This is a genomic window from Dellaglioa sp. CoH-56-MRSF-13 (assembly GCF_056782095.1).
This window is the reverse complement of the sequence record NZ_JBXAYC010000002.1, coordinates 42,874-68,707: the sequence shown is the minus strand read 5'-3', so window position 1 is coordinate 68,707 and position 25,834 is coordinate 42,874. Positions and strand designations below refer to the sequence as shown.

Here is a 25,834-nt window from a genome sequence, read left to right as displayed (position 1 = left end):
ACTCACCTGACAGGAAGTTTTCTAAATCTTTTATATTTAAATTAAATCAACAAAATGAGCTCTAAATTTATAGTGTAAATGTGATCCTATTAAGAGGAACATTAATGTGATTGACCAAAATAGTAATAGTTGTGTTGGATTATTAAAAAACCAACCTTCGCTCAAGAAAGTTTCTCTAAACCCTGCGACTAAATAGTTAAACGGATTTATTTGTAGAATTCTAACAAAAACTTTAGGAAAACTACCAGAATTTAAATTGAATAAAATACCTGACATGTAAAATAAAACCCTCATAATCGATTGGAGTGCTATATAGTAATCACGAGCTAAAATTGAGATGGTTGAATTAAAAATACCGAAAGCAAATAAAAATGCAATCATACAGATAAAATAATAAATGTACTGTAACCAATACAAAGTGGGCGTTACACCTGATAATAATAAAACAATAATACTAAAACCGAACATAACCCAATACGCAGTCATTTGACTGACCATACGAATTGTTGGTAGTACGCTAACTGGAAATTTCATTTTAGCAACTAATCCAACTTTTTCATAAACACTACGAGACATACCAAGTACACTAGAATTCATAAACAACCATGGGGCGATACCCACCATCATCCAAGCAAAATAATTAACCCCATCTATCTGTTGTCCAGCGTGCAAGGCAACACCGAAAACAAGATAGTAAATACCAATTTGAATCATTGGGTTTAAAAACTCCCATGCAATTCCTAAATAATGACTTTGGTAACTTGCTCGATCTTCATATTTTGAAACTCGAAATATAATTGGTAAATTTTCAAATTGTTCTTTTATAATTGAAATAACTTTTTTCAATGTATTGACGCTCCTTATTTAAGTAAAATAATAATCTAGAACACGCTCTGTCGCATGCCCATCATTAGATGTATTCCATAATAAATTAAATGTTGCTAATTGTCTATCACTATTTTTGAATTCTTTATAAGTAGCAACTAGTTCACTCATTGTTTGCACAATCGGTCCTGGTACCCAGTTATTAAAATCCGATTGAATCCCAATACTACTTTCATAATTCTTTAAATCAAAACAATAGAATAAAACTCGTTCAGCGTTTGGCAATAAACTGAAATCAAAAATAACCGATGAATAATCTGTAATTAAACAATTTGTGATGACCAACAATTCTCCAGTTGTGTATTCATCCACCCATAAAATATCATTATTCTTAGATAATAATTTTTTAAAGGCAAGCTCTTTGTCCTTTAAATGCGGATGTAATTTAATAATTAACTTAGTTTCATCATTTAATAATTCTTGAATATTAGAAAAATCATCTGGTATTTCTAATATAACTTCCCCATTTATATCTTCTCTATATGTTGGTGCGTATAAAATGATTTTTTTCTTAATTAAGTCTGGGTGGCTACTAAAAATATTTTTTTTTGTTAATTTTATCCAATTGCTATCTTTAAATTTATCTGTAGCAGGGTATCCAAGTTCTAAAATGTGATTATCAGAAACATGATAACTTTTCTTAAATACTGACCCCATTTTAGCTGACGCTACAATAAAATCATCAAATTGATTATAGACAGATTGAAATCGTTTTTTATCTTCAGCTGATCGATCAGCTGTCTTAGGCTCATCCCAACCAAACGATTTAATTGCCCCATTTGCATGCCAAAGTTGAACAATTTTGGTTGTTTTTTTTGTATGCATTGTGGCTAAAAAAGCAAAATAATTATCGACAAAAATTAAGTTACTCTTAGAAATCAGAGGGATTAAATTTAATACGAAAGAAATATTTTCAGTAAATATTTTGGTTTCAATATTTAAGTCTTCGATATTCTTAATTTCTAACTTCATAGAAGGTCGATAAAAAATGATTAAATGTTGATTATTATCTAAACATCTTTGATTTAATTTCCGAATGAAGTCACTATTACCACCGAAACTCATTAAATAGCTGATATTAGTACTTTTTTTAGAGAAATTCAGTAACGAAAATAGTCTGATGAGAAATAAGTAGATTATCTTTTTAATTTGCATAACTTATTAATCCTTTAGTTTTATTTATAATGCTTGCTCATAAAAACGTCCCCATATCTGAACGTTTTCTGAGATACTAACAAATGCGACCGGGTCTGACTCTTCCATTGCATCATGTAATTCATTTTGTTCATATCTCGAAATAACGGTAATTAAAAGTGTCTTATCATCATGATGATAAGCACCCTCAACATCGTTAACAATTGTGATTCCACGACGCATATGATTTTGTATTGAATCAATCACACTCTTAGGACGACTCGTCACAATCATAACTTGCATTTTTTGTTGTCTTGTATAAACCATATCCATGACTCTAGCATTAACAAATAATCCCAATGCAGAATAAAAAGCATATGGCCAACCATAAATAAAACCGGCTGCTAGAACAATAAAAGCATTAAAAATAATATTAATAGTTCCAATACTTTTACCTGTTTTCTTTTTAATTGTTAAGCCAATAATATCTAATCCACCAGTTGAAATTCCATTTCTAAGCGCTAATCCAGTACCAAATCCATTAACAGCTCCACCAAATATCGCGCAAATAATAGGATCCGTTGTTAACGTTACTGGCGTAATTGCTTTGATCATAATACTTGAAAATACAACTGCTAGAAAAGTAAACACAGTAAAACGGTGACCAATTTTATTCCAAGCCAAAATGAACATTGGTACATTTAAAAGAAATAAGAGTAACGCAGTCGATATTTGAAATGGTGCATATCGACTAAGGAGGGTTGCTACTAATTGCGCTAACCCCGTAATACCAGAGGCATATATTTTTCCTGGTGTCCAAAAAAAGTTCATCGCAACCGAAACTAATATCGCATATATAAATGCTGTTGAAGCTTTGGCCGCGTATGAATGTTTCTTAAAAATTTGTTGCAGATCGTCCATGATCAAAAAACCTCACATTTCATTTTAACAAGTTACGAATATTATACCATTCATTACGGTCAGATACAGTTAGACATTTACTTATCAAGTAAATCTTAATCTATACAAAAAGAGTCTTTTCAAAATTCATTCGAAAAGACTCTTTTAACTTATTTAGATTTCCAGACAGATTGTTTAAATTGATTCCGTCCACCGTTTTCTTCCATAGCAAATCTTCTTGGATTCTTTTTATAAAACTCTTGATGATAATCCTCAGCAGCATAAAATGGACCTGCATCTTCTATAGTTGTAACAATTGGTTCTTTGAATCTATGACTATCAATCAATAGTTGTCTTGAAGTTTCCGCAATTTTTCTTTGCTCATCATTTAGTGTATAAATCACTGGGCGATATGAACTACCCCTATCTTGAAATTGCCCCATCGCATCAGTTGGATCTGTTTGTTGCCAATATATCTCAACAAGCTGAGCGTAATTAATTTTTTTAGGGTCAAATGTTATCTCAACTGCCTCAGTATGCCCCGTTGTTTCAGATACAACATCTTCATATGTTGGATTTTTAGTGTGTCCTCCTGTATATCCAGATACGACATTTAAAATTCCTGCTTGTTCTTCAAACGGTTCAACCATGCACCAAAAACAACCACCAGCGAATATTGCTTTTTCACTCATTATCATCATTCCCCCTCTTAATATATGATAATAATAAATCACTTAACATAATATTGATATTTTTATGCCTAAAAAAGACTAATGAGTTTAATCATTAGTCTTTTAAACGTCTATTTTAATTTATTTTCTTCAACTTTTAACGATAATTCATCTAATTGCTTACTTGCAACTAGACTAGGCGCATTCGTCAATGGCTCTGATGCTTTTGAATTTTTAGGGAACGCGATAACTTCGCGAATGTTATCTTTCTTTGCCAATAACATAGCAAATCTGTCTAACCCAATAGCCAATCCACCATGTGGTGGGAATCCATAATCAAGTGCATCTAGGAAAAATCCAAATTGTTCTTCCGCACTTTCTTTAGTAAATCCTAAAGCCTTAAACATTTTTTCTTGAATATCGCGTTTATGAATACGGATTGACCCACCACCCAATTCATAACCATTCAAAATAATATCATAACTTTGTGCATGTGCTTCATGTGGATTTTCATCAAGTAAATGAATATCTTCTTCATTTGGCATAGTAAAAGGATGATGCGCAGCAATAAATTTGTCAAAGTCTTCACTGTATTCAAATAATGGCCAATCAACAACCCAAAGGAAGGCGAATCTATTTTCATCAATCATATCCATCTCTTTGGCAATATCATTACGTAAGTAACCTAATGATGCACGAACAACACTTGCTTTGTCAGCAACAAACAAAATTAAATCTCCGACATTTGCACCAGCAGCTTCTTTAATTGCATCAACATGGTCATTTAAAAATTTAGCAATTGGGCCACTAAATCCTTCTTCAGTTACTTTTACCCAAGCTAACCCTTTAGCACCAAAACGTTCAATATAAGCCGTTTTAGCATCAATCGCTTTGCGTGAATACTTATCGGCACCACCAGGAATCGCAATAGCATTAACAAGTCCACCATTGTTTAAAGTATTAGTAAATACTTTAAAATCAATATCTTTAACTGCAGCAGACATATCTTTTAATTCCATATCAAATCTAATATCCGGTTTTTCAGAACCATATCTTGCCATTGATTCATTCCAAGTCATACGTTGTAATGGTAATTCGAGGTCAATATTTAAAGTATCTTTCATTACACGTTTTAATAAACCTTCTGTTAAATCTTGAATTTCTTCAGCAGACATAAATGATGTTTCTAAATCTATTTGCGTAAATTCAGGTTGACGGTCACCACGCAAATCTTCGTCTCTAAAACAACGAGCAATTTGGTAGTAACGATCAAATCCGGCATTCATCAATAATTGCTTAAATAATTGAGGTGATTGTGGTAATGCATAAAAATGCCCAGGATAGACACGGGAAGGTACAAGATAGTCACGAGCCCCTTCAGGTGTTGATTTTGTTAAATATGGTGTTTCAATATCAATAAAATTTTGATTATCTAAGTAGCTGTGAACAGATTGTGTAATACGGCTACGAATCATTAATGATTTTTGCATTTCAGGACGACGTAAGTCTAAATAACGATATTTTAATCTTGTATCATCTACAACATTAATATCATCTTGTATTTCAAATGGCGGTGTTTTTGCTTTATTCAAAATAACTGCATTATGAACTTCAACTTCAATCTTACCCGTTTTCATTCTTGGGTTGATTGCTTTAGCATCCCGTTGTGTCACTTTTCCTGCAACCTCAACAACAAATTCATTACGTAACTCTTCAGCAATCTTTAAAGCTTCGGAATCAAATTCTTGACTAAAAACCAGTTGAACAATGCCCTCACGATCACGTAAATCAATAAAAATTAAATTTCCTAAATCGCGTCTTTTTTGTACCCATCCCTTTAATGTAACTGTTTGACCAATAAAAGTTTCATCAACTAAACCATTGTATGTTGTTCTTTTCATTCTCCATCAGCCTCCATTTCTAATTTTAATGCCTTTTCATATACTTTCGAAAAATCAGTATATACATCTTCTAATTTTAATATAATTTCTTGACTTGTTTTCATATTTTTAAAATTCAAAGTTTGTGTTTCTAGTTCGCTCTCACCTAAAGTCATAACAAAATGAGCATTCATACGATTAGCAGATTTAAATTGACCTTTTGGTTTACGATTTAAATAATCTCTTTCAATTGAATAACCTGCCTTACGCATTGATTGCACGAGTTTTAGTGTTTCAGTATTCGTTTCTTCACCAATACCAACAACATAAACATCTAAACTTTGTTCAACGGGTAATTTTGCATCTTCAGCTTCAAGAACTAATAATAATCTTTCAATCCCCAAGCCAAAACCAATCCCTGGTGTTTCAGGACCACCTAATTGCTCAACAAGGCCATTATATCGTCCACCAGCACAAATGGTCGTAAATTTCCCACCAAATGCTTTTGAATCAGACATAATTTCGAAAATGGTATGGTTATAATAATCAAGTCCACGAACCATTGTTGAATCAACTTCATATGGAATTTCCAATGCATCAAGTAACACTTTTACTTGGTTAAAATGAGCCTGTGACTCTTCACTAAGGTAATCTAGAATTGATGGTGCATTTTTAACAATTTCTTGATCACCTTTATCTTTACTATCCAAAACGCGTAGTGGATTTTTTTCTAAACGTGCTTTTGAATCATCACTTAATTGATCAGCGAAGGGACGTAAATATGCAACTAATGCGTCACGATAATTATCACGACTATCATTATCTCCCAAAGTATTAATAGCTAATTTTAAATTTGTTAATCCAAATTTTGATAAGAAATCAATTGCCATTGCCATAACTTCAACATCAAGTGTTGGATTATCAACCCCAAAGGCTTCAACTCCAATTTGATGAAATTGACGTAAGCGTCCAGATTGAGGTCTTTCATAACGAAACATTGGTCCAATATAATACGTTTTAAATGGCTTTTGAATTTCTGGGCCATAAAGTTTATTTTCAACATACGCTCTAACAACTCCAGCTGTTCCTTCAGGACGAAGTGTTATATGGCGGTCACCTTTATCTTTAAAATCATACATTTCTTTAGTTACAATATCAGAAGTATCACCTGAAGTTCTTGAAAAAACCTCAAAATGTTCAAAAAGTGGTGTTCTAATTTCATCATATTGGTAACTTGAGAATATATTTCTAGCGGTTTCTTCAATATATTGCCATTTTTTTGAATCTGCTGGGATTATATCTGCTGTTCCTTTGGGACGTTGAAATTTCATTATAAATCCTCCTATTTGTGGCATTATATACAAAAAAGCACCCTCATCTAAATACGACAAGGGTGCTTTTGCACGGTACCACCTTAATTTTTTACTAATAGCTTAACGCAACTTAAACGACATGTGATTTAACCACACGCACCTCAAAAGTGTCTTTCGGTTAGCAAAAATGGTGAATATTTCAGCAAATTATTCACTCTCTATACAATTTAACTAACCTAATTTCTTTTTCATCGGTTTTAATATTTTATTAATTATAAAGTTACTCGAGTAACTCTCTAAAGTCAAGTACAGCTTAACTTACAATATTATTAAATTTGATTCTTACTATTGAACAAATATTTGGTATACTAATATTTAGATTCAATATCTATAGTTAAAGGAGTACATAAATGTCAACAAATAGAAAACATGGATTCAGCATAAACTGGCCAAGAGTCATTTTATTAATCATCATTTTTTGTACCCTATGTTTAGGTATTGTAAAAACGACAACTTATTTAAAAGAAACCGTTGTTACATCTGACAATATTAATGTACGTACCGGACCAAGTACGTCAAATAAAGTGTTAGACACTCTTAAGAAAGGTGAGCGTATTACAATTATTCGAGAAAAAAATAATTGGTCATACGTAAGTTTGCCAAATACTAAAAAAGGTTGGGTAGCAAACTGGATTCTTTCTAAAAAAAATGCCAAAGTGACTAAATTATCTGAAGCAACGATTGTTTTAGATCCCGGACATGGCGGTAACGATTCAGGTGCACTTTCAATCAAAGATAAACAAGAAAAAATCTACACGCTTCAAATTGTAAAAAAAGTAGCTTATCTTCTTAAGAAACGTGGCGCCAATGTGATTTTAACACGAGACTCTGATTCGTATGTAGATTTAGCCCCACGCGCTAAACTTGCAGAATCAAATAATGCAGATGCATTTATTAGTTTCCATTTTGATTCATCGCCTAATGATGATGAAGCAACTGGTTTAACAAGTTACTACTATAATAAGACAGCTGATTTAGCACTTGCAAATTCAATAAATGCCGAATTAAACGATACCGGTCTTGATAATCGTGGAACGGAATTTGGCGATTTTCTTGTTCTAAGAGATAATACACAACCATCCGTCTTACTAGAATTAGGGTACATTAATACAAAATATGACTTTAAGTTAATCCAAAGTAGCAGCTTTCAAGAAAAAACAGCAAAATCAGTCGTTGAAGGTTTAACAAATTATATCCAAAATAAATAAGACAATGCTTAACTATCATTGTCTTATTTTTGTATTAAATCAATTAATTTCAATACACGCTTATCTGGTTTTTCAACTGTTGAAATCATTTGATCAAAATCAAATAAATATCCCTTCATACCTGCATTATGCCCTGCAGCAATATCCAACTCCCGATCACCAATCATTGCTGCTTTCTGGTAATCAACTGCATTTTTTTCTGCAAGATAATTAAGTGACGCTGGATTAGGTTTCCTTGGAAATTTTTGATCTGAAGTAACAAAATCTGAAAACAAATGAATAATATTTGTTTCCCTAAGCATATCAATTGCGCTTTGATCCCTATGGGTTAATAAAAAGTTTTGTCCACCATTATCAACCACCCATTTACAAACTTCTTTTGCACCAGGAAATAATTTTGCATTTTTTTGACTCTGTCTTTCTAAATCATCATAGCTTACCCTCAATTGTTCAACATCTAAATTCAAATTTGTTTCTTGATAAATTTGAATTGCTTGTCTAACAGATTTTTCTCGCATAATTTTATAAATTTCTGTTCTAGTCGCAATTACATTTTGTAAACGTAACGCTTCTTGAAATGCCTTAACCATCTCAGGATAAGTATCAAAAAGCGTCCCATCAAAGTCCCAAAAATAATTATTTATCATTTTATACCCTCCAAATATTCTTTACACCAAAAAGATGTATTAGAGTTGATTCTAATACATCCTTTATTTTTTCTCTGTATCAAAAATAATTGTTACTGGTCCATCATTTATAAGTTCAACATCCATATCTGCTCCAAATTGACCTGGTTTAACAATAGTTACTATTTCAGCCAATTTTTGATTAAATTCATCATAATGTTCCTCAGCTAAATTAGGTTCTTCAGAATCTGTAAAGCTTGGTCTATTCCCTTTTTTTGTTGACGCGTACAAAGTAAATTGTGAAACAGATAGAATTTCTCCATTTATTTCTTGAATACTTAAATTCATTTTTCCCATATCATCTTCAAATAATCTGGAATTAGAGATTTTTTTTACCATATAATCTATCTCAGTAGATGTATCACCCGTCTTAAATCCCACCAATAAAAGATATCCTACATTAATCTGATTTAATACCTGACCATTTACCGAAACACTAGCCTTTTTAACACGTTGAACAACAATTTTCACTTCTTTAGTACCTCCATTAGAAAATTAATGAATTTTCCTTTTAACAGCATAAACGTCTTCAACACTTTTCAAAGTTTCCATAATTCTTTCTAATTGAACAATATCTTTTACGCCAACTGAAACATCCATTGTCGCAATTTTATTATTATCAACACGGCCATTAACTGAGCTTAATTGCTTAGTTGTATTATTCAATGATTGTAAAATATCATTCAAAAGTCCAGAACGATTGTACCCTTGGATTTCCAAATCAGATTGATAATTAGATTTATCATCCATGGTTTTATCCCATTTAACACTAATAATTCTTTCCCCGGACTCTTCAGCTTTAATAACATTAGGACATTCAGTTCTATGAACTGAAACACCACGCCCCTTTGTAATATAACCAATAATGTCATCTCCTGGAATAGGATTACAGCAATGACTTAATCGAACAAGTAAGTTATCGACGCCATCAATTACAACACCACCATCATGGCTACTTTTACGATTTTTTTCAGATACGTCTGGTTTTTTCATTTCTTTATGTTCTTCAAGGATTGCCTTCTGCTCATTAACTTGTCGAACTTCTTCTTCTTTAGAGCGAATATCTTCCGTTAAAGCATTGGCGACACCTAACGTTGCTACCTCTCCAAATCCAATTGCAGCATACAAGTCATCTGATTCAGACAATTGTCTTTTATCCAAAAGCTGTTTCATATTTTCTTTTGTAATGACTTTTTTAGGATCAAATCCTAAATCAATTAATTGCATCGTCAATAAATCTTCACCTTTAGCTGCATTAGCAACACGATCTTGTAGTTTGAAGAAGTGTTTAATTTTATTTCTAGCTTTATTTGTATGCACCAAATTAACCCAATCACGGCTTGGTCCTATTGAACTTTTACTAGTTAAGATATCAACAATGTCTCCATTTTTGACTTGATAATCTAATGGCACAATCTTTCCGTTAACTTTTGCACCCGTTGTATGATGTCCAATTTCAGTATGAATACTGTAGGCCATATCAAGTGGTCCTGCACCTTTGGGTAATTCAAAAACATCACCTTTAGGTGTGAATACATAAACGCGGTCACCAAAGATATCGCCTTTAACACTTTCCATAAAAGCAGAAGCATCATCAGTCTCATCTTGTAATTCAATAATTTCTTTAAACCAATTTAATTTTGTACCCGCGTCATCTTGCTGAACTTTCTCTTTCACACCTTCTTTGTAAGCCCAATGTGCTGCTACACCAAATTCAGCTATTTCATGCATCTCTTTTGTTCTAATTTGAACTTCAAAAGGACGTCCCTCTGGTCCGACAACAGTCGTATGCAGAGACTGGTACAAGTTAGCCTTTGGAATCGCAATATAGTCTTTAAATCTTCCAGGCATTGGTTTCCATCTAGAATGTATTGCCCCAAGTACCGCATAACAATCTTTAATTGATCCAACAATTACTCTAACAGCTAGGAGGTCATAAATTTGAGAGAATTGTTTATGTTGGTCTTTCATCTTTTTATAGACAGAATACAAATGCTTTGGTCGCCCATAAATTTCGCTTGAAACTTTTAAATCACTAATGGAAACTTTTATTTCTTCAATAGCTCCAGAAATATAAGCCTCACGTTCTTCACGTTTAGAATTCATCAAATGAACAATTCGATAGTATTGTTGGGGGTTCAGATAACGTAATGAACTATCTTCTAATTCCCACTTAATCGTACTAATACCTAAACGGTCTGCCAATGGTGCATATATTTCTAACGTTTCATTTGCAATTCGTCGTTGCTTATCTGGACGTAAGTGTTTTAACGTCCGCATATTATGTAACCTATCTGCTAATTTCACAATAATAACACGTAAATCTTTAGACATCGCTAACAATAATTTACGATGATTTTCAGCTAATTGCTCTTGATGAGATTTATATTGAATTTGACCTAATTTTGTTACACCATCGACAATTACTTGCACATCTTTACCAAAAAGTTCGCCTACATCACCTAAAGTAACTGGTGTGTCTTCAACAACATCATGTAAAAATCCTGCACTAACAGTCTCCGGATCCATTTTTAATTCTGCAAGAATACCAGCAACTTGTATTGGGTGCATTATATATGGTTCGCCAGACTTACGATATTGATTCTTATGAACATAGGTAGCAAAATCACATGCTTTTTGTACAAATGCAACATGTTCTTCATTCATATAGCTTTCAACGATTTCCAAAACGTCTCTAGCACTCCACATTTCTTCTTTTGTCATATCTACACACCTCTTTTTATATAAAATAAAAATACGCGATTCCATAATGCAGTCCGCGTACTCATGTATTCATAAAGTATTTGTATTATTTTTTTGAAATTCCCCATGTTAATAATGATAAACAAAGATAAATAATTGCAAAAAAGATAGTGATACTTTGAAATAAATGGCACAACACACCTATTGCAAAAATAACTGGAAAGAAAAAGTTAAAAATCAAACTATGATCATTTCTACCAATAATAACACCAATAATGATAGAAAAAATGACATTTACTATAAATAAAGAAACACCAATTTTTATAACATCGTTTGCATTAACTAAGGTCAGTACCATCGGGACCACAATTCCGATGGCAATACTTACCGTTAAGTACCATGCAGCTGTTATGCTTAGAAAATTTTTCAAAAATATTTCCTCATTTCGTTTTCTCATGCCTTACTTAACTTAATTCACTAACAAATGAAAGGCTCGCTAATAAGTATAACGGAGCAGTCTCTGCACGTAAAATTCTAGGTCCTAAGCCTACCTTTTGATAACCAGCTGTAGCTAACTTATCAATTTCTGATTTTGAAATACCACCCTCTGAACCAAATACCGCAATCATATTTTGATTAGGTTCAATCAAATCAAATGATTTTTTTAGTTGGCTAACCTCACCTTGTTTAGCAGATTCTTCATATGCAACAATCTGAATATCATAAGATTGTTGAAATATCTCATCAATTTTTTTAGCGTATGAAATCGTTGGAATTTTAGTTCGATGTGCTTGTTCTGCAGCACCCTTAGCAATTTTTTTTAAACGTTCAATTTTTTTAGCCTGCTTTTTTTGATCCCATTTTGCAATAGAAAAATCACTATTAAAAAATATAAAATGGGCAGCCCCCATTTCTGTACCTTTTTGTACAATCCAGTCTGCCTTATCTTTTTTTGAAAGAGCCGACGCAATTGTTACTTCTACTGGCAACTCAACTAATGTTTCTACTGTCTTTTGATAATCAAAAGTAGCTGAACTTTCAGTAACCTGTTTCATCTTTGCAACAACAACCTCTGTTGATTGCTTAACGAGTTCAACTTGATCACCAACAGCCAAACGCATAACTTTAATTGCATGATGAAAATCCTCATCTGTTAAAATTAACTCATCAGATTTCAAAAAATATCTCTGCATCTTTACTACCTAACCTTCCAAATCCATTTTAACTGCAATAATTGAGAACCAGTCACCCATATTTAAAATCTGTTGTATTTCAAATCCACCAGTTACCAGTGACTCCTTGATTAAATCGACTTTATCTGCAATAATCCCAGATGTCACAAAATGGCCACCTGGATTTAAATTTCTTCTAGCTTGCGGAATTAACGGTACAATAATTTCGGACAAAATATTAGCCACAATTAAATCAACCTTATTATCAATACCATTTAGTAAATCATTAGCTGCTACATGTATCTGATTTGCAATTGGATTTAAGTTGAAATTTAATACGGCAGCATCTACTGCAATATCGTCCAAATCATACGCATCAATATGACCAACACCAAGATGTTTTGCAGCAATACTTAAAACACCTGAACCTGTTCCAACATCAATCATAGATTCATTTCCACGTATTACTTGCTCTAGTGCTACCAAAGCTAGCCGGGTTGTGGGATGTGTTCCTGTACCGAATGCTTTACCAGGGTCTAAACGTATCACTTTTTCATCAGGTTGGACCACCTGATATTTCTCCCAACTTGGTACTATTGTTAGGAATCGGGTAACTCTAACCGGATGGTAGTATTGTTGCCATTCCAATCCCCAACCTTGGTCATCCACTTCATTCAATTCAATCAGACCACGTCCCGGATTAAGTCCAAAATCAGCTAATTGATTAACCCTACTCTGTATAGTTGGCAATATTTCAGGAATAAAAATAGTTTCAGGGAAAAAGGCAGAAATCTTTGCTCCATCATTTTGGTGCTCAACTGATGTAAAATCGTTCCCGTCTAAATTATCCTGCATTAATTTTTCAAAATCTTTTGAATCATCAATTTGGACACCTTCAGCACCACTTTCAATTAAAATATTAGAAACCGCTTCTACAGCTTCACTACTTGTTGAGATACTTACTTCTGTCCATTTCAAATTGAAATCCTCCTAAAATTTTGGATAAATTAATCGCATACTTTTTTCTGTACTTTGTGCTTTTTGAATTTTTTCAAAATCGCTAGCTGACCAACTTAGTTCAAAGAATTCAGCATCATCATCATTCAAAAAATCTAACAAATCACTTTGACCATTGTCTAGTACAATTTGTAAATAGTTAATAAATGCTGCTGCCTCTGAGCGTTCCCAACCCGATTTCCCTTGAAAGGGTAATGTTGTTAAATACTCTTTTTCAACTTCCTTTGAGTCAAAACGTTCTTCATCATAGAGTAATATAGCATCCCCAAATGAAATAATGGGTAATTCTGAGTTAACACCTTCAATATCAAGAATTGCTTGTTGTGACTTATTCTCAGCATAAAATGTGAGATCTACTGTAAATGTATGATCCTTTTTCTGCCAATCTAATACAATATCACCATCAAAATCAATTTTTGGTAATTCCTTCTTTAAATAATCAAACAATGTTTCTTGTGCCATACTATCACCTCATATTTTAAATAAATTTAAATTACATCAAATTTTGTTTAGTTCTCAAAGTTTATTATAAAGCATTGCATTCATTCATGCATTAATTAAAGAGGAAAACGATAACAATTTATCGCTTTTTTTGGTAAACTAAGGTTATTAAAATATTGGGGAGGTTTTATTTATGGGAAGAAAGAAAATGATTTTGGATTTAGACACTGGTATTGACGATGCATTGGCTATTGCCTATGCTCTCGCTAGTACCGAAATTGATTTAATTGGTATTGTAGGTTCTTACGGTAACCTGCAAATGCTAGCTGGTGTTCAAAACAGTTTGAACTTACTTAATTTATTAGGTGAATCAAATATTCCAGTTTATCTCGGTGAGAAACATTCAATCACGACTCAATCTTTTGATACTTTAGAAATAAGCCAAGAAATACATGGTATGAACGGTTTAGGTGACATAAAAATCCCTAAATCAAGCCAACCATACGCCTCAGAATCTGGAATCGATTTTATTATCGATTCTGCACATGAATTTCAATCAGATTTAATTATTGTGCCTACTGGTCCATTAACGAACTTATCATTAGCCATAAAAAAAGATCCTAAAATTGAAACATTAATTGGTAAAGTCGTTTTAATGGGTGGTGCTTTAACAATCCCTGGAAATGTAACTGCCGTTGCTGAAGCAAATATTAATCAAGATCCAGAAGCCGCAAATGAAGTATTCCAAAGTAAATTGCCTATTACAATGGTAGGTCTAGACGTAACACTTAAAACACTTTTAACAAAAAAAGAAACAGAGCTATGGCGTGAAATTGACAGTCCATCAAGTCGAGCTTTCGCCGATATTGTTGATTACTATATTAACGCCTATGCAAACCTAAAAACAAATTTAGACGGCTGTGCTTTGCATGACCCCTTAGCTGTTGCCGTTGCTATAGATGCATCTTTAGTCACTACTTTACCTATCAATATGAAAGTTGACACAGAAGCGCCTTTTTCTGGACGTACAATCGGTGACGAGACACGCCTAAATTCAAATCAAGCAACAACGGTTGTCGCTGTTGCCGTTGAAACCGAAAGATTCTTATCGACTTTTATGACACGTTTATCAACTTTATTTTCAAAAAATTAAATTTAACGGAGTTTACTTATGCAATATCTCGGTCCATTCATTCTTTCCATTTGGTTTATTATGACCACTATTATTTATATTTCTACATTTACGAAAAAAAAACGTCGAAAATTTTCATATAAGTCACTTTTTTTTGGCTCGTTAGCCTGGGAAAAAAATAGTCGTAACTGGCTATTGATACTGGGACTTTTTTCGCTTATTAGTTTAAATCCTATTACAGATACATTTATCTTTTTGATGATACTTGGTGGTTACATTGCTGTTACCTCATGTTTAAACTTATTCTTACATCATGGTAATCGCCGTCAAACTATTCTAATCATTATTCTTTCCTTCTTTTTAATTTTAGCAGCATTCTATCCTTTATTATCAAATTTTAAATAAGTAAAGATAGTTGCTTTAAATTAACTCAAAGACGATAATGTAAGCGTTAACTGTAATTTTAATAAACTTTATTATTCATACTACTATTTATTCAAGGGAGATCACTATGCCACATATAATCGGTGTTGATATTGGAACAACAAGCACGAAAGCAGTTTTATACGATCTTAAAGGTACCGTAATTGAATACGCTAATATTGGTTACTCACTTTATCAAGAAGAAAATGGGATGGCTGAACAAGATCCTGATGAAATTTATGCTGCTGTAACAAAAGCAATCACTGAGGTCAATAAAAAAGCGAACTTACGCCCCACTGATTTAAAAGGCGTTTCATTTTCAGCTGCCATGCACAGTTTAATTCTACTTGATAAAAATCATAAACCGTTAACTAGATCGATTACTTGGGCTGATAACAGAGCTAGCAAGTGGAGTGATGATTTAAATGAATCAGGTGTTGGTCATGAAATTTATCTCAAAACTGGAACACCTATTCATCCTATGTCACCATTATCAAAACTAATTTGGTTAAAGAATGATAAACCAGATTTATTTAATCAGGCAGCCTATTTTGTTGGTATTAAAGATTATATTTTATATCAATTATTTGATCGACTTGTTATTGATCATTCTTTAGCGTCAGCTACAGGCTTATTCAATATTTTTAATTTAGATTGGGATAAGCAAGCATTATCTGTAACTGGTGTCACACCTGAACAGTTACCAGAACTAGTTGAAACAACGTACCAACTATCCGGACTAAATACTGAATTTTCTAAAATAACTGGTATCCAACGTGATGTTCCTTTTATTGTTGGTGCAAGTGATGGTGTTCTATCAAACCTTGGTGTTAATGCTATCGAACCGGGTGTTGCGGCTGTCACAATTGGTACGAGTGGTGCCGTTAGAATGGTTATCGATCACCCTGTTACAGATCCTAAAGGTAGACTATTCTGTTATGCGCTCGCCAAAAATAAATGGGTCATTGGTGGGCCAGTTAACAATGGCGGTATCGTCTTCCGCTGGTTGCGCGATGAGATATTTACACCCGAAAAAATTACTGCTGAACAAATGAAAATTGATCCCTATGAAGTCATCACTCAAATTGCAGAAAAGGTTCCTGCCGGTTCCGATGGACTCCTCTTCCACCCCTATCTTGGTGGCGAACGGGCACCACTCTGGGATGCTAATGCTAGAGGTTCATTCTTTGGTTTAACACGTCAACATACACGTGCGCATATGGCTCGAGCTGTACTTGAAGGGATCGTTTTCAATTTAGACATGGTCATGTTAGCACTAACTGAAATTGCTGGGAAACCCACTAGAATCCAAGCAACAGGTGGTTTTGCCCAATCATCTTTATGGCGACAATTATTAGCCGATATTTTTGAACAAGAAGTTACAATTCCTGAAAGTTTTGAAAGTTCTTGTCTTGGCGCAGCTGTCTTAGGAATGCAAAGTTTACATTTAATTGCTGATCTATCTGCTGTTGAAAATATGATTGGTTCCATGCATGTCCACCAACCACAAAAAGAAAACTTTGAAGTATATCGTGAGCTATTACCTATATTTGTTCGAGTAAGTAGGTCATTAAGCGCTGAATATAAAAATATTGCTGATTTCCAGCGGAAACATTATCATCAAATCTAGTTTCATTGGGGGAAAGTTACTATGCCACTTTTAATTGTTTTTATTGGGATTCTCTTTTTACTTTTATTAATCATTAAATTTAAATTAAATACATTTGTTTCATTAATTATCACATCATTTGTTGTTGCCATTGGATTAGGGATGCCTTTAGATAAAATCACGACTTCTATCGAAAATGGTATTGGTAGTCAATTAGGTCATTTATCCTTAGTCTTCGGTTTTGGTGCTATGCTAGGTAAACTGGTTGCTGATTCAGGTGGTGCTTATCGGATTGCGACTACTTTAATTAACCGATTTGGTCGAAAATGGATTCAATTAGCAGTCGTACTTGCATCATTCATTATTGGTATTGCATTATTTTTCGAAGTTGGTATTGTTTTATTGATCCCAATCGTTTTTGCGATTGCTACGGAATTAGGAATTTCAGTTTTATATCTTGGGATTCCCATGGCAGCTGCACTTTCAGTTACTCATGGCTTTTTACCACCTCACCCCGCCCCAACTGCAATTGCATCAGCACTAAATGCTAATGTAGGGATGGTTCTTATTTACGGATTACTATTAGCTATTCCGGTAACATTGATTGCCGGTCCACTTTTCGCTATGATTGCAAAAAAATATATTCCTTCGGCATTTAAGCAAAAAGGAAATTTAAGCGCATTAGGAACACAAAAAGAATTTAAACTTGAAGATACACCTAGTTTTGCAATGAGTACTTTGACATCTTTATTTCCCGTTGTAATTATGGCTATTTCAACAGTTTACGACATGATTATTAATAAAGGGATAACACCAAAGAACCCTAACTCTATAGATTCCTTTTTCATGTTCGTTGGGTCTCCTGGCGTTGCCATGCTGCTCTCCCTTCTGTTCGCTATCTATTCAATGGGTATTGCCCGAAAGATCCCAGTCAAAGATATTATGGCTTCTCTTGAAGTTGCCATTAAACAAATTGCAATGCTACTCTTAATCATTGGTGGTGGAGGTGCATTTAAGCAAGTTCTTGTTGATGGTGGTGTCGCAGATGTTATCTCAAGAATGTTTGAATCCTCATCGTTATCACCATTATTGTTAGGCTGGTTAATTGCTGCACTTCTTAGAATTTCTCTTGGTTCTGCAACAGTTGCTGCATTAACAGCTGCCGGTCTAGTCAGTGGTTTAATAGCTGGGTCAGGCGTTGATCCTGCATTAATGGTTATCGCCATTGGTTCAGGTAGTTTAATTGCATCTCACGTAAACGATGCTGGTTTCTGGATGATTAAAGAATATTTTGATCTAACCGTTAAAGAAACACTCGCAACGTGGACCGTTCTTGAAACAGTCGTCTCTGTTTCAGGGCTCGGTGGTGTTATGCTTATTAACTTATTCGTATAAATTAATAAAAGGCTAAGTTATTTTAGATAACTTAGCCTTTTATTATGTTGTTAAATTTAGACATGTGTTAAAATAGACACCATTCTAAATTGAAATTATTGGAGGCAATATTATGGATTCACTATCTGCTATCTTATTATTACTTGGTGGCGTGGTTATCGCAAATGTGATTGCTGTTAAGTTTCCAAAAGTTCCACAAGCTTTTTATCAAATTGGTATAGGATTAGCGCTTTCTTTATTACCAAATTTCCAACATTTCGAACTTAACCCAGAATTATTTTTTATGATAATCGTTGCACCTATTATTTTCAATGAAGCCCAAAATACATCTAGAAGAGCATTAGCTAGAAATATTTTAACGACGCTTTCATTAGCCATCATTTTAGTTGGTGCAACAATAATTGTCACTGGGTTTTTAGTTCACTCAGTCTTACCTGATTTATCACTTGCCTTAGCATTTGCGTTAGCAGCGATTGTCACACCCACAGATACAGTAGCAGTATCTTCAGTGACAAAAAATTTACCGATTCCTGAGTCAATGATGAATATATTGGAAAATGAATCCTTGTTTAATGATGCATCTGGTATTGTTGGTCTTAGTTTAGCATTAACTGCTTTCTCTTCAGGTACTTTTTCTATGAACGAAGGTCTAAGTGCTTTTAGCACATCATTTTTTGGTGGACTCTTAATTGGTGCATTTTTAGGATTAGTATTCGTTAAAATAAGGTTAACGTTACTAAATTGGCACATCGAAGATACAGCAATTATGATTCCAATTGAAATAATAACTCCTTTTTTAATTTATTTTATATCTGAAGAATTAGGTTGTTCAGGTATTTTAGCAGTCGTTGCTGCCGGTTTAATTCATGGTGTTCAAAAAGATCGTTTACGGTTATCTTCAACTAAATTACAATTTATATCAAGTAGTATTTGGAAAGTACTTACAGATGCTTTAAATGGGTTTGTTTTTGTAGTTCTAGGTTTAACATTGCCTACTGTTACCTCGGATTTATTAAAAAGCTCAGGATTTAATTCACTAATTTTACTTGTTATTAGTATTGGTATTTACTTTATTATGACACTAATGCGTTTTCTATGGTCCCACTTCCTATTAAAAAATTTATCAACAAAAGACGATTTTACATTTGCCCTAAGTGGAATTCACGGAACAATTACACTATCCATGGCATACTCATTACCATTAGTAACTGTTTCAGGAATTGAATTCCCTATGAGAAATGAAATCATTTTTATAGCTGCATTAGTTATATTAATTAGCATGTTAGTTCCTACTTTCCTACTACCGCACTTAATTACCAAAAAGAATGAGATTACTATTTTAGAAAATATTGGTGAAATTCGTTCTAAGATGGTTATTTACACTGTTGAACAACTTAATGTCACAAATATTCCTAGTCCAGAAAGACAAACAGTAATTGAAACGCTATATAACCAACAAAATTTTTTAAAACGGCCTAAAAAGAGTGATTTTTATGACCTATTAGAAAAAACACAAGAAATTGAAGAAAATATTTTGCATGAATTATTATCGAGTGGTCAGGTTTCTGAAAAAACTGGTTCTTGGTACGAAAAGTATCTTGCTACAACTTATCAATCAACCCGTGGATTTTCACTTAAACATCTCATAATACACTTGAAATTCTATTCACTTCATTTATTTAAACATTTTGCTATTAAGAAAGGCGAAAAAGCGCTATCTCAGGTTACTGAAAATCAAAAAAATACTTTCAAAAAATATTATAATAATACAAAAGATGACTTTATTTTAATGGAGGAATCTAGTTATCAGGCAGCAATTACTTATTTAACCTCTATTACCACTGTTGACAATTCAATGGCCGTTACTCTGGTTAGACAATTTTTATCAGTTAGACACAGAAGAATGTTTTCAAATGAGACTGAACTTATCTTACAAAATAATATTTTTATAAATGCCTTTCAATTAGAATATAATTTTGTTCAACTTCAATTAGAACAAAAATTAATCACCCCTGCAACGGCAAATCTGTTAAGAGAACAAATTTCATACGATGAGATGGTTTACATGCAAAATAATGAAGCATACTTATCATAAAAAAAACGACAACCAGACTTTTCCGGTTGTCGTTTTTACTTATTTTTTCTTAGATTCTTCATCTTCATCAATTTTCAAGACTGCCATAAATGCTTCTTGTGGAATCTCAACATTACCAACTTGTTTCATTCGTTTCTTACCAGCTTTTTGTTTTTCCAAAAGTTTCATACGGCGTGTTCGATCTCCACCATACAATTTAGCTGTAACATCCTTACGGTATGCTTTAATATTTGTTCTTGCAATAATTTTTTGTCCAGCAGCAGCTTGAACTGGAATTTCAAACATTTGGCGCGGAATTAATGATCTTAATTTATTGACGATACCTTTTCCACGTTCAAAAGAAAAATCACGATGAACAATAAAACTCAATGCATCAACTGCTTCACCATTCAACAAGATATCAACTTTAATTAAATCACTTGGACGGTAACCCTCTTCTTCATAATCCAGGGATGCATATCCACGTGTATTAGATTTTAATTTATCAAAGAAATCAAAGATAATTTCTGATAAAGGCATATGATAAATAATATTTACACGGAATTCATCTAAGTAATCCATCGTCTCAAAAACACCACGTTTTTTTTGACAAAGTTCCATGACTGCTCCAACATATTCATTAGGTACCATAATACTTGCTTTCACATAAGGTTCGTTAATTTGCTTAATTGATGATGGTTCTGGCATTTCAGAAGGGTTAGAAACAATTATTTTCTCACCATCAGTTAAATCAACATGATAAATTACAGATGGTGCCGTTGTAATCAAATCTAACCCAGATTCACGTTCTAACCGCTCTTGGACAACATCCATGTGTAATAACCCTAAAAATCCACAACGGAACCCAAATCCTAGTGCTTGTGACGTTTCTGGTTCAAATTGTAAAGCAGCATCATTTAATTGTAATCTTTCAAGTGCCTCACGTAATTCATTATATTTTGAATTATCTACGGGATATAACCCACAATAAACCATAGGATTAATTGCACGGTAACCATCTAGTGCTTCAGTTGCTGGATTGTCAGCTGAAGTTACTGTATCACCAACTCGTGTATCTCGAATATCTTTAATTGCCGCTGTAACATACCCAACATCTCCGGCCATTAAAAAATCACGATTAACTGCTTTGGGTGACATAACCCCAACTTCAGTCACTTCATATTTTTTCTTACTATTCATTAATTCAATTGTGTCGCCAGGTTTTACAACACCGTCAACCACCCGAATACTCAAAACAACGCCACGGTAACTATCATAGATTGAATCAAAAATTAAAGCTTTCAATGGTTTTTTTAAATCACCATTTGGTGCAGGAATTTTCGTTACAATCTGTTCCAGCATCTCTTCAATACCAATACCATTTTTAGCACTTGCCAGAACGGCATCAGAGGCATCTAATCCGATAACATCTTCAATTTCTTTTTTTACCATTTCAACATTAGCAGATGGTAAGTCAATTTTATTAATAACTGGTAAAATCTCCAAATCATCATCAATCGCTAAATAAACGTTTGCGAGTGTCTGTGCCTCAACACCTTGAGCAGCGTCTACAACAAGTACAGCACCTTCACAAGCCGCCAAACTCCTTGAAACTTCATAAGTGAAATCAACATGTCCTGGTGTATCAATTAAATGAAAGATATATGTTTCACCATCTTTAGCAAGATAATGTAATTCAACCGCATTTAATTTAATTGTAATTCCACGTTCTCGTTCAAGATCCATCGAATCGAGTAATTGATTTTGCATCTCACGTTTAGTAACTGTATCAGTCATCTCGAGGATACGATCCGCAAGTGTGGATTTTCCATGATCAATATGTGCTACAATCGAAAAGTTTCGAATATGTTTTTGTCTATCTTGCATTTCTTCAAAATCCATTAATAGCGTCCTACTTTCTTGTTTCTATCTCTTCTGATTATAACAATCAACGCTACTAAACACAATTACAGTTCGCATACAAAAAAATAGAATCATCTTAGAAGACGATTCTATTTTTAACTTTATTTCTTATTTTTAAATTGATCTTTTAACTTATCAAATAAATTACCTTCGCCAACAACGTTTTTACCGCTAGCTGTAGCAAATTCTTTCAAAGCATCTTTTTGTTCTTTTTTAAGATTACGAGGTGTTTCAATATTAACCGTCACTTCTTGATCACCATTACCCTTACCATGTAATTTAGGCGCACCCTTATCACGTAATCTGAAAGTCGTTCCAGTCTGTGTTCCAGCGGGAATCTTCATTTTTACATCTCCATGAACGGTTGGAACCGTTACTTCGTCGCCCAATGCAGCTTGGACAAAGCTAATTGGAACATCAATGTAAATATCAGGACCTTCACGGTCAAATGTGCCACTAGCCTGAACTCTAAAGATAATGTATAAATCTCCATAAGGTCCACTATTTTCACCAGATTCACCTTGTCCTTGAAGACGCATCTGTTGACCATCTTCAACACCAGCAGGAACAGTTACTTTAACTTCATGTCTTTCATCAATATGGCCTGATCCATGACATGTATCACATTTTTCTTTAATCTCTTTACCTGTACCATGACAAATATCACATTCTTGTTCAGTCATCATGTTTCCAAGTGGCGTACGACGCTCAACTTGGATAGTACCTCGACCACCACATTTATGACATGTAATTGGAGAAGTTCCAGGTTTTGCTCCAGAACCAGAACAAGTAGCACATAGACTTTTACGATTGTATTTAATTGTTGATTCTTTACCAAAAACACCTTCATTAAATGTCAATGTCATCTCGTATTGCAAATCACGACCTGCTCGTGGAGCGGTTGGATCTTGGGAAGCACCACCACCGCCGAAAAATGAACTGAAAATATCTTCAAATCCACCGCCGCCAAATCCACCTTGTTGTCCTTGACCACCAAATCCTCGGTAAGCACCACCTTGAGACCCAGCTGAACCATATTGATCGTATTCAGCTTTCTTTTGTGGATCACCAACTGTTTCATATGCTTCAGTGATTTCTTTAAATTTATCTTCGGCACCAGCATCCTTATTAATATCCGGATGATATTGTTTAGATAACTTACGATACGCTTTTTTTATTTCTTCAGGTGACGAATCTTTAGTCACACCAAGTACATTATATGGATCTTTGTTCTCTGCCATTCCGTACCTCCGAATAACCTTTTTGGTTTTTATTGCTCTAAATAGGATAACATGTCTAACATGAAATAAAAAGCCAAAGTCCCAAAGGCCTTTGACTTTCTATCACACTCAAAATTTAGTAAAGATTACTTCTTATCTTCAGGGTTAACTTCTTCGAAGTCACCATCGACAGTTTCATCTTTAGGGTCTTTAGCCGTGCCTTCAGCACCAGCTTCACCTTGAGCTTCTTGTGCTTGTTGATACAATTTAACAGTTAAGTCTTGAACAATTTTATTCAATTCATCTTTCTTAACTTTCATATCTTCAACATTGTTATCTTCTTGAGCTTTCTTCAAAGCATCACGAGCATCTTCAGCAGATTTAATTTCTTCTTCAGTTACTTTACCTTTTAATTCTTCCAAAGTTTTATCAACTGAGAATAATAATTGATCAACTTCATTCTTCAAATCAACTTCTTCTTTACGTGCCTTATCTGCTTCTTCGTTTTCTTTAGCTTCATTAACCATGCGTTCGATTTCGTCTTCTGCAAGACCACCTGAACTCTTGATTGTAATTTTTTGTTCTTTGTTTGTGCCTAAATCTTTAGCAGAAACGTTAACAATACCATTTTTATCAATATCAAATTTAACTTCAATTTGAGGGATTCCACGAGGTGCAGCAGGAATATCATTTAATTGGAAACGGCCTAATGTTTTATTATCAGTAGCCATTGGACGTTCACCTTGTAAGACATGGATATCAACGGCAGGTTGGTTATCTGCAGCTGTTGAGAACGTTTGTGACTTGCTTGTTGGGATCGTTGTATTACGATCAATTAACTTAGTAAAGACGCTACCCATTGTTTCAATACCCAATGAAAGTGGTGTTACATCAAGTAAAACAACATCCTTAACATCACCAGTAATGACACCACCTTGAATTGCAGCACCAAGTGCAACAGCTTCATCAGGGTTAACTGATTGGTTAGGTTTGTGATCTGTTTCTTTTTCAACTAATGCTTGAACAGCAGGAATACGTGTTGAACCACCAACCAAGATAACTTGATCAATATCAGCATTTGTTAATCCAGCATCTTTTAAAGCATTTTGAACTGGAATACGTGTACGTTCAACTAAGTCTTGTGTAAGATTATCAAATTTTGCACGTGATAATGTTGCTTCTAAATGTAAAGGTCCAGCAGCACCGGCTGTAATAAATGGTAAGCTAATTTGTGCACTAGTAACACCAGATACATCTTTTTTAGCTTTTTCAGCAGCATCTTTAAGACGTTGCATTGCCATTTTATCTTTTGATAAGTCAATACCATTTTCTTTTTTGAAGGTCTCAACTAACCAGTCCATGATTTTTTGATCAAAATCATCTCCACCAAGTTTAGTATCACCGTTTGTTGATAGTACTTCAAAGACACCATCACCTAATTCAAGGATAGAAACATCAAATGTACCACCACCTAAATCGAATACAAGGATTTTTTCATCTTTTTCAGTATTTTCAAGACCATATGCTAAAGCAGCAGCAGTAGGTTCGTTAACAATACGTTCAACTTCTAAACCGGCAATTTTACCAGCATCTTTTGTAGCTTGACGTTGTGAATCGTTAAAGTAAGCAGGAACTGTAATAACAGCTTGTGTTACTGATTCGCCTAAGTAAGCTTCAGAATATTCTTTGATGTATTGTAAAATCATAGCAGAAACTTCTTGTGGTGTGTATGATTTTCCTTGAATATCTACTTTGTAGCCTTCTTCTCCCATGTGACGTTTAATTGATGCAACAGTATCAGGGTTTGTGATTGCTTGGCGTTTAGCAACTTCACCAACTTGAGTTTCGCCATCTTTAAATGAAACAACAGATGGTGTTGTACGATTTCCTTCTGGGTTTGTAATAATTTTTGCTTCTTTACCTTCTAACACAGCAACAGCTGAGTTAGTTGTTCCTAAATCAATTCCTATAATTTTTGCCATAATTTA

22 protein-coding genes and 1 other annotated feature are annotated in these 25,834 nt (G+C 33.8%); of the genes, 6 read left to right on the top strand and 16 right to left on the bottom strand.

Going from position 1 to position 25,834, the window contains the following annotated elements; all coding sequences use genetic code 11:
- Positions 1–36: 36 nt before the first annotated feature.
- From AC1RP1_RS02135 to hisS, 6 genes are all read right to left on the bottom strand, one after another.
- Complete coding sequence (locus tag AC1RP1_RS02135) at positions 37–846, bottom strand: ABC transporter permease (protein WP_409022482.1); 810 nt, start codon at positions 844–846, stop codon at positions 37–39.
- A gap of 18 nt (positions 847–864) precedes the next feature.
- Entirely contained in the window at positions 865–1,950 is a 1,086-nt protein-coding gene (locus AC1RP1_RS02130; protein ID WP_481762179.1) for a CDP-glycerol glycerophosphotransferase family protein, read from the bottom strand.
- A gap of 114 nt (positions 1,951–2,064) precedes the next feature.
- Positions 2,065–2,940, bottom strand: coding sequence for a YitT family protein (locus tag AC1RP1_RS02125; RefSeq protein WP_409022480.1), 876 nt, complete (start codon positions 2,938–2,940; stop codon positions 2,065–2,067).
- A 149-nt stretch (positions 2,941–3,089) separates the two neighbouring features.
- Positions 3,090–3,611, bottom strand: a complete 522-nt coding sequence (gene msrA, locus AC1RP1_RS02120; protein WP_409022479.1) for a peptide-methionine (S)-S-oxide reductase MsrA — start codon at positions 3,609–3,611, stop codon at positions 3,090–3,092.
- Positions 3,612–3,721: 110 nt separating this feature from the next.
- Positions 3,722–5,491, bottom strand: a complete 1,770-nt coding sequence (gene aspS / locus AC1RP1_RS02115; protein WP_481761360.1) for an aspartate--tRNA ligase — start codon at positions 5,489–5,491, stop codon at positions 3,722–3,724.
- Positions 5,488–6,801 carry a histidine--tRNA ligase gene (gene hisS / locus AC1RP1_RS02110; RefSeq protein ID WP_481761361.1) on the bottom strand — a complete coding sequence of 438 codons (1,314 nt, stop codon included), beginning with the start codon at positions 6,799–6,801 and terminating at the stop codon, positions 5,488–5,490. Before hisS ends, aspS begins: the two co-directional genes overlap by 4 nt.
- A 55-nt stretch (positions 6,802–6,856) precedes the next feature.
- Positions 6,857–7,044, bottom strand: a binding site (T-box leader).
- 149 nt (positions 7,045–7,193) lie between these two features.
- Here hisS and AC1RP1_RS02105 point away from each other — a divergent pair.
- Positions 7,194–8,051 (top strand): N-acetylmuramoyl-L-alanine amidase family protein, encoded by an 858-nt coding sequence (locus AC1RP1_RS02105; RefSeq protein WP_481761362.1) that lies wholly within the window; start codon positions 7,194–7,196, stop codon positions 8,049–8,051.
- A 23-nt stretch (positions 8,052–8,074) separates the two neighbouring features.
- On the opposite strand, the gene AC1RP1_RS02100 is transcribed toward AC1RP1_RS02105, so the two are convergent.
- The 7 genes from AC1RP1_RS02100 to AC1RP1_RS02070 form a co-directional block, all read right to left on the bottom strand.
- Positions 8,075–8,698 (bottom strand): HAD-IA family hydrolase, encoded by a 624-nt coding sequence (locus AC1RP1_RS02100; protein WP_481761363.1) that lies wholly within the window; start codon positions 8,696–8,698, stop codon positions 8,075–8,077.
- A gap of 63 nt (positions 8,699–8,761) precedes the next feature.
- On the bottom strand, positions 8,762–9,208 hold the full coding sequence (gene dtd, locus AC1RP1_RS02095; protein WP_481761364.1) for a D-aminoacyl-tRNA deacylase: 447 nt from the start codon (positions 9,206–9,208) through the stop codon (positions 8,762–8,764).
- Positions 9,209–9,232: 24 nt separating this feature from the next.
- Positions 9,233–11,461: a RelA/SpoT family protein gene (locus AC1RP1_RS02090; RefSeq protein ID WP_409022473.1), complete on the bottom strand. Its 2,229-nt coding sequence runs from the start codon at positions 11,459–11,461 to the stop codon at positions 9,233–9,235.
- An 85-nt stretch (positions 11,462–11,546) separates the two neighbouring features.
- Positions 11,547–11,870 carry a hypothetical protein gene (locus AC1RP1_RS02085; RefSeq protein ID WP_481762180.1) on the bottom strand — a complete coding sequence of 108 codons (324 nt, stop codon included), beginning with the start codon at positions 11,868–11,870 and terminating at the stop codon, positions 11,547–11,549.
- A 34-nt stretch (positions 11,871–11,904) separates the two neighbouring features.
- Complete coding sequence (locus tag AC1RP1_RS02080; RefSeq protein WP_481761366.1) at positions 11,905–12,633, bottom strand: 16S rRNA (uracil(1498)-N(3))-methyltransferase; 729 nt, start codon at positions 12,631–12,633, stop codon at positions 11,905–11,907.
- Positions 12,634–12,642: 9 nt separating this feature from the next.
- Complete coding sequence (prmA, locus tag AC1RP1_RS02075) at positions 12,643–13,590, bottom strand: 50S ribosomal protein L11 methyltransferase (protein ID WP_481761367.1); 948 nt, start codon at positions 13,588–13,590, stop codon at positions 12,643–12,645.
- A gap of 12 nt (positions 13,591–13,602) precedes the next feature.
- Positions 13,603–14,091 (bottom strand): DUF3013 family protein, encoded by a 489-nt coding sequence (locus AC1RP1_RS02070; protein WP_481761368.1) that lies wholly within the window; start codon positions 14,089–14,091, stop codon positions 13,603–13,605.
- A gap of 172 nt (positions 14,092–14,263) precedes the next feature.
- Here AC1RP1_RS02070 and AC1RP1_RS02065 point away from each other — a divergent pair, with 172 nt between their 5' ends.
- The 5 genes from AC1RP1_RS02065 (at position 14,264) to AC1RP1_RS02045 (ending at position 20,724) form a co-directional block, all read left to right on the top strand.
- Positions 14,264–15,223, top strand: coding sequence for a nucleoside hydrolase (locus tag AC1RP1_RS02065; RefSeq protein ID WP_481761369.1), 960 nt, complete (start codon positions 14,264–14,266; stop codon positions 15,221–15,223).
- Between the two features lie 60 nt (positions 15,224–15,283).
- Complete coding sequence (locus AC1RP1_RS02060) at positions 15,284–15,607, top strand: hypothetical protein (RefSeq protein ID WP_481761370.1); 324 nt, start codon at positions 15,284–15,286, stop codon at positions 15,605–15,607.
- A gap of 106 nt (positions 15,608–15,713) precedes the next feature.
- Positions 15,714–17,255, top strand: a complete 1,542-nt coding sequence (gene gntK, locus AC1RP1_RS02055; RefSeq protein WP_481761371.1) for a gluconokinase — start codon at positions 15,714–15,716, stop codon at positions 17,253–17,255.
- A gap of 21 nt (positions 17,256–17,276) precedes the next feature.
- Positions 17,277–18,629, top strand: coding sequence for a gluconate:H+ symporter (locus AC1RP1_RS02050; protein WP_481761372.1), 1,353 nt, complete (start codon positions 17,277–17,279; stop codon positions 18,627–18,629).
- Between the two features lie 112 nt (positions 18,630–18,741).
- Entirely contained in the window at positions 18,742–20,724 is a 1,983-nt protein-coding gene (locus AC1RP1_RS02045) for a cation:proton antiporter (protein WP_481761373.1), read from the top strand.
- 39 nt (positions 20,725–20,763) lie between these two features.
- On the opposite strand, the gene lepA is transcribed toward AC1RP1_RS02045, so the two are convergent.
- The 3 genes from lepA to dnaK form a co-directional block, all read right to left on the bottom strand.
- Positions 20,764–22,605, bottom strand: coding sequence for a translation elongation factor 4 (lepA, locus tag AC1RP1_RS02040; protein WP_481761374.1), 1,842 nt, complete (start codon positions 22,603–22,605; stop codon positions 20,764–20,766).
- A gap of 122 nt (positions 22,606–22,727) precedes the next feature.
- A complete protein-coding gene (gene dnaJ / locus AC1RP1_RS02035) occupies positions 22,728–23,867 on the bottom strand; it encodes a molecular chaperone DnaJ (protein ID WP_481761375.1) in 1,140 nt (379 codons plus the stop codon).
- A 125-nt stretch (positions 23,868–23,992) separates the two neighbouring features.
- Complete coding sequence (dnaK, locus tag AC1RP1_RS02030; protein WP_481761376.1) at positions 23,993–25,828, bottom strand: molecular chaperone DnaK; 1,836 nt, start codon at positions 25,826–25,828, stop codon at positions 23,993–23,995.
- Between the last annotated feature and the right edge of the window lie 6 nt (positions 25,829–25,834).